At 63.5% G+C, this 14,715-nt stretch carries 11 protein-coding genes; 8 read left to right on the plus strand and 3 right to left on the minus strand.

The window, feature by feature from the left end; all coding sequences use genetic code 11:
• The first annotated feature begins 141 nt into the window (after positions 1–141).
• From DESPIGER_RS07670 to DESPIGER_RS07685, 4 genes are all read left to right on the plus strand, one after another.
• Complete coding sequence (locus DESPIGER_RS07670; protein WP_072335158.1) at positions 142–702, plus strand: OmpH family outer membrane protein; 561 nt, start codon at positions 142–144, stop codon at positions 700–702.
• A 9-nt stretch (positions 703–711) separates the two neighbouring features.
• Complete coding sequence (locus tag DESPIGER_RS07675) at positions 712–1,044, plus strand: DUF3467 domain-containing protein (RefSeq protein ID WP_072335160.1); 333 nt, start codon at positions 712–714, stop codon at positions 1,042–1,044.
• Positions 1,045–1,095: 51 nt separating this feature from the next.
• Positions 1,096–1,308: a helix-turn-helix transcriptional regulator gene (locus DESPIGER_RS07680; RefSeq protein ID WP_072335163.1), complete on the plus strand. Its 213-nt coding sequence runs from the start codon at positions 1,096–1,098 to the stop codon at positions 1,306–1,308.
• Positions 1,309–1,700: 392 nt separating this feature from the next.
• Entirely contained in the window at positions 1,701–3,239 is a 1,539-nt protein-coding gene (locus DESPIGER_RS07685) for a Na+/H+ antiporter NhaC family protein (protein ID WP_072337630.1), read from the plus strand.
• A 94-nt stretch (positions 3,240–3,333) separates the two neighbouring features.
• On the opposite strand, the gene DESPIGER_RS07690 is transcribed toward DESPIGER_RS07685, so the two are convergent.
• The 3 genes from DESPIGER_RS07690 to hpsG all read right to left on the minus strand — a co-directional run bounded on the left by DESPIGER_RS07690 (position 3,334) and on the right by hpsG (position 8,395).
• Entirely contained in the window at positions 3,334–4,740 is a 1,407-nt protein-coding gene (locus tag DESPIGER_RS07690) for a sigma-54 interaction domain-containing protein (protein ID WP_072335166.1), read from the minus strand.
• Between the two features lie 83 nt (positions 4,741–4,823).
• Positions 4,824–5,765 carry a (2S)-3-sulfopropanediol dehydratase activating enzyme gene (gene hpsH / locus DESPIGER_RS07695; RefSeq protein WP_072335169.1) on the minus strand — a complete coding sequence of 314 codons (942 nt, stop codon included), beginning with the start codon at positions 5,763–5,765 and terminating at the stop codon, positions 4,824–4,826.
• Between the two features lie 134 nt (positions 5,766–5,899).
• Entirely contained in the window at positions 5,900–8,395 is a 2,496-nt protein-coding gene (gene hpsG, locus DESPIGER_RS07700; RefSeq protein WP_072335172.1) for a (2S)-3-sulfopropanediol dehydratase, read from the minus strand.
• A 499-nt stretch (positions 8,396–8,894) separates the two neighbouring features.
• Here hpsG and DESPIGER_RS07705 point away from each other — a divergent pair, with 499 nt between their 5' ends.
• From DESPIGER_RS07705 to DESPIGER_RS07720, 4 genes are all read left to right on the plus strand, one after another.
• Positions 8,895–9,893, plus strand: a complete 999-nt coding sequence (locus DESPIGER_RS07705; protein WP_072337632.1) for a TRAP transporter substrate-binding protein — start codon at positions 8,895–8,897, stop codon at positions 9,891–9,893.
• 77 nt (positions 9,894–9,970) lie between these two features.
• Positions 9,971–11,827, plus strand: a complete 1,857-nt coding sequence (locus tag DESPIGER_RS07710) for a TRAP transporter large permease subunit (RefSeq protein ID WP_072335175.1) — start codon at positions 9,971–9,973, stop codon at positions 11,825–11,827.
• Between the two features lie 551 nt (positions 11,828–12,378).
• The gene (locus DESPIGER_RS07715) at positions 12,379–13,212 is read left to right on the plus strand and encodes an amidohydrolase family protein (RefSeq protein ID WP_072335177.1); all 834 of its coding nucleotides are present in this window, start codon (positions 12,379–12,381) and stop codon (positions 13,210–13,212) included.
• A gap of 23 nt (positions 13,213–13,235) precedes the next feature.
• Positions 13,236–14,573, plus strand: a complete 1,338-nt coding sequence (locus tag DESPIGER_RS07720; RefSeq protein ID WP_072335180.1) for an MFS transporter — start codon at positions 13,236–13,238, stop codon at positions 14,571–14,573.
• Positions 14,574–14,715: the final 142 nt, after the last annotated feature.

Genomic DNA, 14,715 nt, shown 5'->3' on the forward strand with positions numbered 1-14,715 from the left:
CCATACCAATCGGCCCCGGACGTACCGTGGAGGACGCGCGCATGACATCCATCAACATCCTCATCGGCACCCACCTGACCATGATCCTCTGCCAGCTCCTGCAGCCTGGCGACTAACCCCAACCCTTCAAGGAAAAAATCCATGCGCCACCTTTCCCGTTTCCTGTCCGGTCTTGCCCTCATGCTGGCCCTGCCCCTGTCCGGCTGCCTGGATACAGGCCCCGATGTGGTCTGCGTGGACGTGGAACGCGTCCTCAGCCAGTCCAGGGCCGCACAACAGGCCAACGAGCACCTGGGCAAGGTCCAGGCCATCCTGCAGAACGGCCTGGCCGCCTATCAGGAAGAACTGAAGAAAAGTCCTGAGGAAAAACGCCAGCAGGAGCTGCGTCAGGGCCTGGCCCTGCTGCAGCGCCAGATGGCCCTGGAACAGGCCGCCGCCCGTGACGTGGTCAGCAAGCACATGCTGGCCCAGATCGAAGCCTGGCGCGCCGACAAGGGCGACGTGGCCGTCATGGCCCGCCAGAACGTCCTTGCCGTCCCCGCGTCCATGGACATCACCGCCGAGATCATCAGCCGCATGGATGCGGGCAGCGTGCAATTCGCCGAACTGCCCAAGGTCAGCATCCGCACCCACGCTGACGATCCCGGGGAGAAGGCTCCGGCGGAAAAGGAAAAGCCCGCCAAAGCCCCGAACAAAAAATAGGAGAAGACCATGCCCGCCCTGAAAAAGACGCCCGCCAACAGCCGCGCCCCGGAACAACAGCCTGAACAGCAGCCGGAACAGCCGCAGATGCGCGTGGCCATGCTGCCCGCCCCTGCGCTGGAGACCATCTACGCCAATGCCTTCCAGACCACCTTTGCCCGCGGGGAGATCCTGCTCACGGCCTGCGTGAGCCGCCAGGAAAACGACCAGCAGGGCCCGGTGCTGGCCGTGCAGCCGCAAAAAGCCGTCGGCATGAGTCCCGAAAGCGCCAAGCGCCTGGCCGCCGCCCTGGTGCAGGCCATCCAGCAGTACGAGGCCCGGTACGGCGAGATCAGCCTGTAGCCCGTGCGAGGGCGGGGCTGCGAGGCCCCGTCCCGCCCCAAGTGTGCCGCAATGGCTGAAAACGACATTATCCTGCGGACTGCCCGCAATATCGCCAGACAGCGCCGTCAGCTGAAGATCACGCAAAAGGAGATGGCCCGTCTTCTGTCGCTGACGACCGAGACCGTCTGCCGTCTGGAGAAAGGACGGCATGATTTTTCCCTGCGCCGCCTCCAGCAGTTTGCCGATATCTTCAGCTGTCGGGTCATCGATCTGCTCCGCTGACTTCCGCCCTGCCCTTCACGTCCTGCCCGGCATCCTGACGGCAGCAGCGCCCCGGGCGCTCCTCCGGCCGGGCACCGCATCCCCGCCGCCTGACCGCTCCCGCCCCTGCCGTGGCGGCGTCTTTCCCACCGCCCCGGCCACGCCAGCGGGGCGTAAGCGGCATGCCGGGGGCAGAAGGGGCCCTTCCCGGCCCCCGGCGGCCCGTTTTCTCACAGCCGCTCCCCGCCCTGTCCCGGTTTTCCCGGCCGTTTTGTATTGCCGCTCCAGGGCGCGCATGCTACACTTCCGCGCACGCAGTCCAGCGCGACCGGGAAGATCACGCGCCGGCGGGGGATGCCGGCAAGCCGTATGCGGTGCTGCGCCTTCCAGACCTTCAAGACAGGAGCATGTTCATGGATCCGTTTGACGCGGGCTGGCTCTCTCTGCTGCCGCCCATCATCGCCATCACCCTGGCCCTGATCACCAAGGAAGTCATTTCCTCCCTCTTCCTCGGCATTCTCAGCGGCACCGTCATCTATTGCCTGGGCATGGGCACGGGCGACATGATCATCAAGCCCGTGGAGATCGCCTTCACCACCATGGTGAACAAGGTCGATTTCAACATCATCATCTTCTGCACCCTGCTGGGCGCGCTGGTGTTCACCATCTCCCGCGCCGGCGGGACACGCGCCTACGGCAACTGGGCCACCAAGCGCATCAAGAGCAAACGCGTGGCCATGCTCTCCACCGGCGGCCTGGGGGCCTTCATCTTCATCGACGACTATTTCAACTGCCTCACCGTGGGCACGGTCATGCGCCCGGTGACGGACCGCTACAAGATCTCCCGCGCCAAGCTGGCCTATATCATCGACGCCACCGCCGCCCCCATCTGCATCATCGCGCCCATCTCCAGCTGGGCCGCCGCCGTGGGCAGCAACCTGAAAGCCACCGGCGCCTTTGAAAGCGACTTTGCCGCCTTCGTGGCCACCATCCCCTACAACTTCTACGCCCTGTTCTCCCTCATCATGGTGGTCATGGTCTGCCTGGCCGACTTCGACTTCGGCCCCATGCGCAAGGCCGAACTGCGCGCCCAGCAGGGCGAACTGGGCAATGTGGATGCCGAACAGGCCGAGATGGGCGCCAGCGCCAAGGGCCACCTGATGGACATGCTCGTGCCCATCGGCAGCCTGATCGTCTTCGCCGTCCTGGCCCTGCTCTACAGCGGCGGCTACTGGGGCAGCGATCCCGCCTACCACACCCTGGCCGCCGCCTTCGGCAACTGCAGCGCCTCCAAGGCGCTTGTCTGGGCCTCCTTCGGCGCCCTGACCGTGGCCTTTTTCATGTTCGTGCCCAGGGGCCTCATGAGCCTCAAGTCCTTCATGGACTGCGCCGGTGAAGGCATGAAGGCCATGATGCCCGCCAACACCATCCTGGTGCTGGCCTGGGCCATCAGCGGCGTGTGCCGCGACCTTTTGCAGACCCCGCTCTTCGTCAAGACCCTGGTGGCCGACGGCGGCATCTCCGGCGGCCTGCTGCCCGCCATCATCTTCGTGGTGGCCGGCTTCCTGAGCTTCTCCACCGGTACCGCCTGGGGCACCTTCGGCATCCTGATCCCCATCGTGGTGCCCGTGGCCCAGGCCGTGGATCCCAACCTGGTGCTGATCTGCCTGTCCGCCACCCTGGCCGGCAGCGTCTTCGGCGACCACTGCTCGCCCATCTCCGACACCACCATCCTCTCCAGTGCCGGCGCGGGCTGCGCCCATCTGGAACACGTCTCCACCCAGATGCTCTATGCCTGTGTGGTGGCGGCCAGCAGCGCGGTGGGCTACATGGTCTCCGGCCTCATGCACGGCAGCCTGCTGCCCGGCTTCGCCTCCGGCCTGGTCTTCATGGTGGTGACCATGCTGGTGCTGCGCCGGCGCAACACGCAGAAGGACGGGGCCCAGGCCTAGCCCGGGCTTTCCCCGCAACGCCAAAAGGCGCTCCCCCCGGGGAGCGCCTTTTTTTGTGCCGTGCGGCCGGACCGCCGCCGCGGGTGACACGGGATCAGGAGGCCGGGCCACCCTCCCCGGCATTCCCCTTGCCGCCCTGGAGCTTGCGGAAAATGGTGCTGCGGTTGACCTGGAACAGCTCCGAGACCCGGCGCACGGAGCCGTGCACCTCGATGGCCCGGCGCAAAAAATCCCGCTCCATGTCGGCGATGATCTCGCGCAGGGGCCGGGCCTGCGTGAGCACGGCATCCAGATGGCCGCCGCTCTCGTCGTGCAGGCCGCTGATGCTGGACGGCAGGTCGCGGGGCGAGATGCGGGGGCCCTGCCGGGTGATGACCAGGCTGTGGACCAGGTTCTGCAGTTCGCGCACGTTGCCCGGCCAGCGGTACCGGGCCAGCATGTCCAGGGTGATGTCCATGAAGGCCAGCTTTTTGCGGTACTTGGTGGTGTACTGGCGCAAAAAGAGCTCCGCCAGCACGCGCACGTCCTCGGGCCGCTCGCGCAGGGGCGGGATGCGCACGGTGCCCACGTTGAGGCGGTAGAACAGGTCGCGGCGGAAGGTGCCGGCCTCCACGCATTCCTCAAGATCGCGGTTGGTGGCGGCGATGATGCGCACATCCACCTTGCGGGGCTGGGAGCTGCCCACGCGCACGATCTCGTTGTCCTGCAGCACGCGCAGCAGGCGGGTCTGCATGGAAAGGGGCAGCTCGCCCACTTCGTCAAGAAAGATGGTGCTGCCGTCGGCGATCTCGAAATAGCCGGGCTTGCCCTTGCTGGACGCGCCGGTGAAGGCCCCGGGCACATAGCCGAAGATCTCCGATTCCGTCAGGGTCTCGGAGATGCCGCCGCAGTCCACCTTGAGCAGGATCTTGTCCTTGCGGCGGCTCCAGCGGTGGGTCAGGCGGGCGAACACGTCCTTGCCCACGCCGGTCTCGCCCATGATGAGCACCGTGGCATCGGTGCTGGCGTAACGCTTGAGCTCCAGGGCCACCGACTGCATGGCGCTGCTGGCAAAGACGGGTTCCAGGTCCCGCCCCTGGGACTGGGCCACGAAGGCCAGCTTGTCGTTGATCTCCTTGATGAGCCTGCGCTGTTCGCCGGTCTGCTCGTTGAGCTCGGCCAGGCGGGTCTCGTCCCGCACGAAGGTGACCACCAGGCAGACCCGGCCCTTGTCGTCAAAGACGGGCGCGCCCGAAATGACCACGTTCTTGCCGTCCTTGAGCTTCTGCATATAGGTGGCCGGCTTGCCCGTGCGCACCACCTCGGGGTTCAGGGCCAGGTCGAAAAGGCCCTCGCTGACCAGGTCGCGCACATTCTTGCCCCGCAGCTCCCGCGCGGGCACCCCCACCAGATCGGCATACATCTGGTTCACATACAGGGTGGTGCCCACGGCGTCGGAAATGAAGACGCCGTCGGAAATGGTGTCGAGGATGGACGTGAAGAATTTGTGCCAGTTGACCATAGCCGCTCCTTGGAAAGGCAGAAAAGACAAAAAAAGGGCCCGCCCCCGGAAGACGGACCCTTGCGCGTGCGCGAAAGCCCGGCCTAACGGGGGATGATAACCCGATCCCCCAGGGTGGCGGCAGCGATCTTCTGCAGGGCGGCAAACTTTTTGTCGTCCAGCGTCACGTCACCCATGGGGGGGACACGGTCCAGGAAGGTGTACTTCTGTGTGCCCAGACGGTGATAGGGCAGCATCTCGTACTTCACATGCCCGAAGGGCTTGAGGAAGTCACAGATGGCCTTGATGTCCGGACCATGATCGTTGAACCCGGGGATGACGGGCGTACGGGCCGTGACGGGCAGGCCGGGGAACTCCGTCACCAGGGTCTGGAAATTCTTCAGGATGAGGTCGTTGGGCATGCCGGTATGCTTTTTGTGCACCTCGGGATCCATATGCTTGATGTCGAACAGCACATGGTTGAGGTACCGGGCCGCCTCGCGCACCACATCGGTGGGGACGAGACCACAGGTCTCGATGCACGTCTTCACACGGCGTTCACGGGCCAGGCGCAGCAGGTTGAGGGCAAATTCGCTCTGCAGCAGGGGCTCGCCGCCGGAGATGGTCATGCCGCCACCGGAGCGAGCATAAAACATGGCATCTTCCTGCGCAACCTTGAGGGCCTCGGCCACGGTATAGGGCTTGCCGTAGACGATGATGCCCTGGGCCGGACAGGCTTCGGCACAGGGCATGTCCTTGCAGCCCGCGCATTTGCCGCGGTCGATGGCCACGAAGCCGTCCTCGCGGCGGGACAGGGCCCCGTTGGGACAGGCCTTGAAGCAGCGGGTGCATTTGTCCGTCCCCAGGCAGCGGCCTTGGTTGTAGGCCAGCTCCGGCTCCCGGTTCTGGGATTCCGGATTGCTGCACCAGCGGCAGCGCAGACCGCAGCCCTTGGTGAAGACGATGGTACGGATGCCGGGACCATCATGCACGGAATATTTCTGGATATTGAAAACGAGGCCGCGCGCGTTGTTGTTTTCGATCACGGGGTCACCGCCGGAGAGGTTGAGGGTTGGCAGGGAAGGCGCGGGAAAACGCCAAGGCCTCCGGCCTCCCCGCAGGGCAGCCGGAGGCGGTACAGAGGCCGGCGGCGGCACAGGGCCGCCGCCGGCAACCGGGACTAGATGGTATCGTGTTCGGTACGGGCGATGAGGTCGTTCTGCAGGTCGGGGGACAGGTCCACGAAGTAGGCGCTGTACCCGGCGATGCGCACGATCAGGTTGCGGTACTTCTGGGGATCCTTCTGGGCGGCCAGCAGGGTGCTCTTGTTCACCACGTTGAACTGCACATGCCACAGCTTCAGGTCGCAGAAGGTGCGGATGAAGGACACGAGCTTTTCGGTGCCCTGCTCGCCTTCCACGCACTTGGGCGTGAACTTGATGTTCAGCATGCGGGCGAAGCGGTCGCGCATGCCCATGTTCTTGGTGTTGTAGTTGGACAGCAGGACGGCGGTAGGCCCGTTGACGTCGGCGCCGTGGGAAGCGGAGGAACCATCGGACAGCGGGAACCAGTCCACGCGGCCGTTGGGGGTGGCGGACACCACCTTGCCGAAGGGCACATGGGAGGTGAAGGGCACATAGCGCACGTTGTAGAACATGCCCAGGTCCTTCTGGCTGTACTTGGCGGCGAACTCCACGGAAAGGCGGTCGATCTCGTGGCCGATGCTGTCGGCATAGGGATCGTTGTTGCCGTAGCAGGGAGCGGACTTCAGCAGGGCCTTCACGTCCTCGTAGCCTTCGAAGTTGGCGTCGATGGCCTTGATGACTTCGTCCATGGTCAGCTTCTTGTCTTCAAACACCAGCTTCTTGATGGCGGACAGGGAGTCCACCACGGTGCCCAGGCCCATGTATTCGAAGTAACCGAAGTCGATGCCTTCGGGGATGTGGGTCTGGTGCAGGTCGATGCAGTGCTTCATGCACAGGTCGTGCATGGCGGAGCCCATGGGCTGGGCGAAGTGCCGGGCACGCAGGTTGTTGACGATGTACTGCTGGGTGAAGGCGGTGCGCAGGAACAGCATGTGCTGCTTCACATAGGCGTTCCAGAATTCGTCCCAGGTCTTGAAGTCACGGGGATCGCCGGTCTCTTCGCCCAGCACGATGTCGCCGTACTTCTTCATGCGGCCGTTGCGCAGCACCATTTCCACGGCGGCGGCGAAGTTGATGTAGGCACCGCCGGAGGTGAAGGTGTCGCGGTTGGGCATGCGGGCCTCGGTGCAGCCGGACACGGCGTAATCCAGGGCTTCTTCAAAGGAGGCCCCCTTGGACACGTACAGGGGCACGACTTCCTCGTCGTTGATCAGTTTGGGGAAGCCGGAGCCGTCCTTGATGGTCTCGGCCACGTCCCACAGGTAGCTTTCGGGCGAGCGGCTGTGGATGCGGGCGGCCAGGTCGGGGTAGTGCAGCGGGAATTCGCGCTTGGACTTCAGGATCAGATGGGTCAGTTCGTTGGTGGCGTCGCGGCCGTCGGGGGTCTGGCCACCCACGGTCACGGCTTCCCAGTGGGCATACCCTTCGTTGAAGGCGCCGCCGCAGGGGGAGATGTACATGTCGATGAATTCGGCCATGCCCACCCACATGCATTCCAGCAGCTCGATGGCCTTCTTGTTGTCCAGGCTGCCGTTCTCGATGTCCTGCTGGTAGTAGGGGTACAGGTACTGGTCCATGCGGCCGTTGGAGATGGTGGTGCCGGTCTTCTGCTCGATACGGGAGAACATCTGCACGAACCACTGGCTCTGGCAGGCTTCCCAGAAGTCGCGGGCGGGCTCGCCGGGCACGCGTTCGGCATTGGCGGCCATGCGCAGCAGCTCGGCCTTACGGACGGGATCATCGGTCTTTTCGGCCACCTTGCGGGCTTCGTCGGCATGGCGCCTGGCCCACAGCACGATGGCGTCGCACACGATCACCACGGCATCCAGGAAGGGCTTCTTCTCGCACATGTCCGTGGCGCTGGCGGGATCGAGGGCGGCCAGCTTTTCCTCAGCCTCGCGCTTGATGTCGTTGAAGCCGCGCTTCAGGATCTTGCCGTAATCATGCACCCACTGGATGGAGGAACGGAACGAGGAGGTCTCGTTGACGATGAAGCGGGAGATCAGGCCCTTGGGATCGTCGTAGGTCAGCTTGTGGATCTCGGGCGGCAGGGCGGCGGCCAGGGCTTCGTGGTAGGTCTTGCCCTTCCAGTAGGGGGCGATCTCCTCGATGACGCGCTTGGCGTCCTCAGCGGTGATGGTGGCAGGCGAGGTGGCACGGGTGGGCAGGTCCTTCACGGCCATGTCCAGGAAGTCACCGTCCAGTTCGGGGTACAGGATGCCGTAACGGCCGTCGCAGCCGGCGCGGCCCAGCAGCAGCTGGTCATCCTGCACATACACGGTGATGTTCCGGGCGATGTGCATCAGGGCCTTGGCCCAGCGCAGCACCAGGGGCTGCCCTTCGGTCACCTGCATGGACTGGGTGAAGTACAGGGCGCGTTCGATGTCGATACGGGGCTTCATGCCGTCGAAGCGTTCCAGCATGCGGAACACGCGCTCATGGGTGGCGCGGAAGCGGTCGACCTTGCCTTCGATCTTGTCGAGCAGGCGCTGTTCCTGGGGGGATCTGCATTCGCAAACAGTCTGGGACATATCCGTTCTCCTCTTGAAGGGTGTTTGACTATGTCGCGACGAATCGCTTGCGAAATAAATAGCAATGCCTGTGCCAATTCAATAACACACCGTATTTAAAAGATATTTTTTCACCATCCCCCACAAACATCCCCGGATGATGCATTTTTGCGCCTAAAAATTTTTTTCACAGCTTTTTCGGGGGCCGAAGATTCCAAAATGCATCATCGGCGGCATGGCCGGTCGCATCCCCAAGGCCTTCTTCCGTCCGCAGGCACCCGTGTGGCCGACATATCGAAAAAACTCCCCTCCTGAATTTTCCATCCCCCCAAATGATGCACTTTTGCAGCATCTTATCACGAACAGTTATCAGAATAAAAAGATAAATCCTTAAAAAAACTGGTGCTTGTTGAAAAAAAAATTTTGCTCGCCTAGATTCGGCGGAGAAGACGCATCCGCGGATTTGAGAAATTATGCACAAGCAACCGTCTTGTGTCCCCATAAACCATGTGAGGTGTGCATGCGTAAACGTACTGTTCTGGCTCTGGCCCTGGCCCTGATCCTTGGCTTCAGCACCGCCGCCCTGGCGGAACGTCCGCTGGTCCTGCGTCTCGGTCATCCCATGGCTCCCGGCAACAACGTCACCGTGGGCTATGAAAAATTCAAGCAGCTGGTGGAGGAAAAAAGCCATCGCAAGATCCGCATCCAGCTGTTCCCCAACTGCCAGCTGGGCAGTGACCGTGTGACCACCGAGGCCGCCCAGGCCGGTACCCTGGACCTTTCCTCCAGCTCCACCCCCAACCTGGCCAGCTTCTCCAAGGCGTACATGGCCATCGACCTGCCCTATGTGACCTCCCCGGCCCACCAGCAGGCCCTGTACAAGGCCCTGGACGAAGGCAGGCTGGGCGACGCCCTGCGCGAGGCTTCCCGCAAGATCGGCCTTGAGACCCTGATGTTCTCCGAATTCGGCTACCGCAACTTCGTGGCCGCCAGCAAGCCGCTGACAGACGCCGCGTCCCTGATGAACCTCAAGGTGCGTACCACCGACTCCCCCGTGGAAGTGGCCGTGGCCACCGAACTGGGCATGAACCCCGCCCCCATCGCCTGGGGCGAGACCTACACCGCCCTGCAGCAGGGCACCGTGGACGCCGAAGGCAACACCTTCTCCCTGCTCAACGACGCCAGGCACACCGAAGTGCTGAAGTACGCCGTCAACTCCGAGCACAACTACTCCATGCACGTCCTGCTGATGAACAAGAAGAAGTGGGACAGCCTGACCCCCGAACAGCAGGGGATCCTGCGCGAAGCCGCCAGGGAAGCCAGCGACTGGCAGCGCAAGGAAAGCGTGGCGCTGGAAGAAAAGGCCTGGCAGGCCTTCCGTGACCGCGGCATCACGATCCACATGCTGACCGATGCCGAGCGCGCCGAGCTCAAGGCCAGGACCCGCCCCGCCTACGAGGCCTTCGCCCGGGAAGTGCCGGCCGACATCCTGCAGCTTCTGGAAGAGACCCAGAAGTAAGCCTTTCAGCCGTTCCCTCCTGCGCGTGGACACAGGCCGCGCGCAGGACTCCTTTTGCGCTTACACCGAGGTTCGTCATGCGTGAAAATGTGCAAGGCAAAAGCGGGCTCTTCCCCTGGCTCAACGAAAATTTTGAAAAAATTTTCATGGTGACGGGCCTGCTCGCCATCATCCTGTTCATCACCTGGCAGGTCATCTACCGTTACATCATCACACAGTTCATCGAGCGCGCCGGCGCCGCTGTCTGGACCGAAGAGCTTTCCCGCTACATCTTCATCTGGATCTCCTATCTGGCCCTTTCCGCGGCCATCAGGAAGCGGTCCTCCATCCGTGTCGACATCCTTTATGACAGACTGCCGGAGCGCCTGCAGAACATCAGCTGGATCATCGTCGAGAGCCTGTTCCTCGTCCTGACCGGCGTCATCGCCTATTTCGGCTGGGGCCAGATCGAACGCCTGCTGACCTTCCCCCAGCACACCACGGCCCTGCGCATCCCCTTCCTGGTGCCGTACCTGGTCCTGCCCCTGGGCTTCGGGCTCATGTGCCTGCGCCTGCTGCAGCGCATCCAGGGCCAGGTGCGCGTCTGCGGCCCGCTGGACTCCCTGCTGGGCTTCGCCCTTGCCGCGGCCATCATCAGCCCCTGGTACCTGGCGGATTACCTTGAGCCGCTGCCGGTGCTGTTCGGCTATTTCGCCCTGCTCTGCGTCATCGGCGTGCCCATCGCCATCAGCCTGGGCCTGGCCACCCTGGCCACCATCATCTGTTCCCAGACACTGCCCATCGAATACATGGCCCAGGTCTGCTTCACGTCCATCGACAGCTTCCCCATCATGGCCATCCCCTTCTTCATCGCGGCCGGGGAATACATGGGCGCGGGCGGCCTGAGCAAACGCCTGCTGGACCTGGCCGACGAGATCGTGGGCGGCCTTTACGGCGGCATCGGCCTGACCGCCGTGGTGACCTGCATGTTCTTCGGCGCCATCTCCGGTTCCGGCCCCGCCACCGTGGCCGCCATCGGCGCCCTGACCATCCCGGCCATGATCGAGCGCGGTTACGACAGGTTCTTTGCCGCCGCCCTCGTGGCCGCCGCCGGCTGCGTGGGCGTCATGATCCCGCCCAGCAACCCTTTCGTGGTCTACGGCGTCTCCTCGCAGGTCTCCATCGGCGACCTGTTCATGGGCGGCATCGTCCCCGGCATCCTGACCGGCCTCGTGCTCATGCTCTACTGTTACTTCCACGCCAGAAAGCACGGCTGGCGCGGTGAGCAGAAGGAGCGCAACTGGCGCACCCTGGGCGGGGCCTTCTGGGAGGCCAAATGGGCCCTGGTGGTGCCGGTCATCGTGCTGGGCGGCATCTACGGCGGCATCATGACCCCCACCGAAGCCGCGGCCGTGGCCGCCTTCTACGGCCTCATCGTGGGCGTGTTCCTGTACCGCGAGATGGACTTCAAAAGCGTCTGCGCGTCCTGCGTGAGATCGTGCGAGACCTCGTCCGTCATCATCGTGCTCATGGCCATGGCCACCCTGTTCGGCAACATCATGACCATCGAAGACGTGCCCGGCACCATCGCCCGCTGGATGCTCGGCATCACCGAGAGCAGGATCATCATCCTGCTGCTCATCAATGTGCTGCTGCTCATCGTGGGCGTGTTCATGGAGGCCCTGGCCGCCATCGTCATCCTGACGCCCATCCTGCTGCCCGTGGTCACCGGTGTGGGCGTCTCGCCCCTGCACTTCGGCATCATCATGGTGGTCAACCTGGCCATCGGCTTCCTGACCCCGCCGGTGGGCGTCAACCTCTTTGTGGCCTCGGGCGTGGCACAGGCCCGGATCGAAAGGATCGCCGTGGCCGTGCTGCCCATGATCGCCCTGCTGCTCGCCGTGCTGGGCATCATCACCTATTGCCCGTCCGTGCCGCTGCTGCTGGTGCGTTGACGCTCCCGGGACCGGGCGGACAGGCATCCGGCCGCCCGCCGGGCAGGCTTCACGAAAGCGGAGGAACATCCGGTTCCTCCGCTTTTTTTTTGCCCGGCGGGCTTGTGATTTTTATCGCCACATCCGCCGCCATCCCGATGATGCATTTTTGCATTACCACGGGCTCCTTTCACGGCGGCATGGCAAAACAGGCTGCATATTTGCATCCGGGCTAACGATTCTGGTTAGTATTTTCTGGCGGCAGTGCGGGAAATTAGTATCCATCCTGCTGATTTATTTTGCAAAAACATCAAAATCCTTTTTCCTTGCACTTTTGCGACCCCGTCCCGGGCGATGCAGGATTGCACCCACTTTTTTGTAAATCCCTTATAAAATCCGCCAAATTTTCTTATAATTTATTGAATAATCAGGAAATTATTTTGGCACGTCTCCTGCAAAGGAAAGAAATCACATGGGCCGCTGTTCACCGGAGGATCTGCCGCCAACAGCACGAAGGCTCCTGTGCCCGCATCGATAACCCCTTCTTCCCGAAGGATCGCATGGAGACAGATATGAACGTTATCGACTTCCGCTTCCGGCCCAACACGCCGGAGATCATCAACGGCATCAAGAACAGCACCATGTTCAAGGCCGCCTGTGAGGTCATCGGCTTCGACCAGCGCAAGCCCCAGCCCCTGGACGAGATCGTGGCCGACCTCGACGCTATGGGCGTGGAACTGGGCGTCATCACCGGCCGCGACGCCGAGACCACCTACGGTTTCCCGGCCAACAACAACAGCGTGCTCGAATTCTGCCGCGCCTATCCCGATAAGTTCGTGGGCCTCTGGGGCATCGACCCCCACAAGAAGATGGCCGCCGTGCGCGAGATCGAGAAGGTCGTCCGGGAATACGGCATGAAGGGCATCGCCATCGACCCCTATCTGGCCCACATGCCCGCCAGCGATGCCCGCTTCTACCCCCTGTACACCAAGTGCTGCGAACTGGACGTGCCCGTCTTCATCACCATGGCTCCCCCGCCGTGCGTGCCCGGCGCCATCCTGGAATACGCCGACCCCCGCGACGTGGACAAGGTGGCCCGCGACTTCCCCGAGCTGACCCTCATCATGAGCCACGGCGGCTATCCCTTCGTGGATGCGGCCATCTACACCTGCCAGCGCAACGCCAACGTCTACATGGACATTTCCGAATACGAGCGCTCCCCCCAGGTGGAGACCTATGTGAAGGCCATGTGCACCACCATCAGCGACAAGGTGCTCTTTGCCAGCGCCCACCCCTTCATCGAGCTGCGTGACGCCCTGGACGCCTATGCCGCCTTCCCCTTCACCGACGAAGTGCGCGGCAAGATCATGTACGAAAACGCCCGCAAGGTCCTGAAACTGGCCTAGCAGCACCCCAAGGAGCAACGAGAATGAGCGATACTCCCAACAACGGACACTGCCAGCAGAACCTGCGCCGCGTGGTCATCTCCTCCCTCATCGGCGCGGTCATCGAATGGTATGACTTTTTCCTGTACGGTGTCGTGGCCGGCATCGTCTTCAACAAGATCTACTTCCCTGACTTCGACCCGACGGTGGGCACGGTCCTGGCCTTCGCCACCTTTGCCGTGGGTTTCGTGGCCCGTCCGCTTGGGGGTATCGTCTTCGGCCACTTCGGTGACAAGCTGGGCCGCAAGAAGATGCTGGTCCTGACCCTGGAGATCATGGGCGTGGCCACGGTAGGCATCGGCCTGGTGCCCTCCTATGAGACCATCGGCATCCTGGCTCCCATCCTGCTGGTCCTCTGCCGTCTGGCCCAGGGCATCGGCATCGGTGGTGAATGGGGCGGTGCCGTGCTCATGGCCTTCGAATCCGCGCCGCCCCACAAGCGCGCCTTCTACGGCAGCCTGCCCCAGGTGGGCCTGGCCCTGGGCCTGATGCTGGCCTCCGGCGTCATCGGCCTGCTGTCCTTCTTCCTCAGCGACGAGGCCTTCCTGGCCTGGGGCTGGCGTGTGGCCTTCATCCTCAGCGCCGTGCTGGTGGGCGTGGGCGCCTACATCCGCATCTCCGTCCAGGAGACCCAGGACTTCTCCTCCGCCAGGAAGAAGACCGAGCAGGTCAAGTACCCCATCCTTGCCGCCTTCAAGCATTATCCCCGCACCCTCACGGCCTGCGTGGGCGCCCGCTTCGTGGAAGGCATCGCCTTCAACGTGTTCGGCGTGTTCTCCCTGACCTATCTGACCGGCTCCTGCGGCCTGGACAAGACCGTGAGCCTGTTCATCATCGTGGGCGCCGCCGCCGTCATGGCCGTGGCCATCCCCTTCTGGGGCATGCGCGCCGACACCTGGGGCCGTGCCCGCATCTTCGGCATCGCCGCCATCCTGCTGGGCATCACGGCCTACCCCACCTTCTGGGTGCTGCACAACTACAGCCACAACGTGCTGCTGGTCTTCCTGGCCATCGCCCTGCCCTTCGGCATCATCTACGGCGCGGCCTACGCCACCATGTCCAGCCTGTTCTCCGGCAGTTTCGAGCCCACGGTGCGCTACTCCGCGGTCTCCTTCATCTACCAGTTCTCCGGGATCTTCGCTTCGGGCCTGACCCCCATGATCGCCACCATGCTGGTCAGCAGCAACGCCGGCCAGCCCTGGTACCTCTGCGGGTACCTGCTGGTCGCGGCGGTCATCAGCAGCCTGAGCACCATCTGGATCACCCGTCTCCACGGCAGGGAAGCCCTGCCGCACGAGCCGGAAGAGACCTCCGCCCGGTAGTCCGTCCGCCTGCCTGCCTCCCTCACTCCTTGCCAGGGGGCGGACGGAGACAGCGCCCGGAGCAAAGCCGGGCATGGGACACCAAAGGGGGACGGCCTGTCAGGCCGTCCCCCTTTCCTTTTGCGGCGCGCCGCCATCCAGC

Source organism: Desulfovibrio piger (assembly GCF_900116045.1).
In the GTDB taxonomy this organism is placed as follows: domain Bacteria; phylum Desulfobacterota; class Desulfovibrionia; order Desulfovibrionales; family Desulfovibrionaceae; genus Desulfovibrio; species Desulfovibrio piger_A.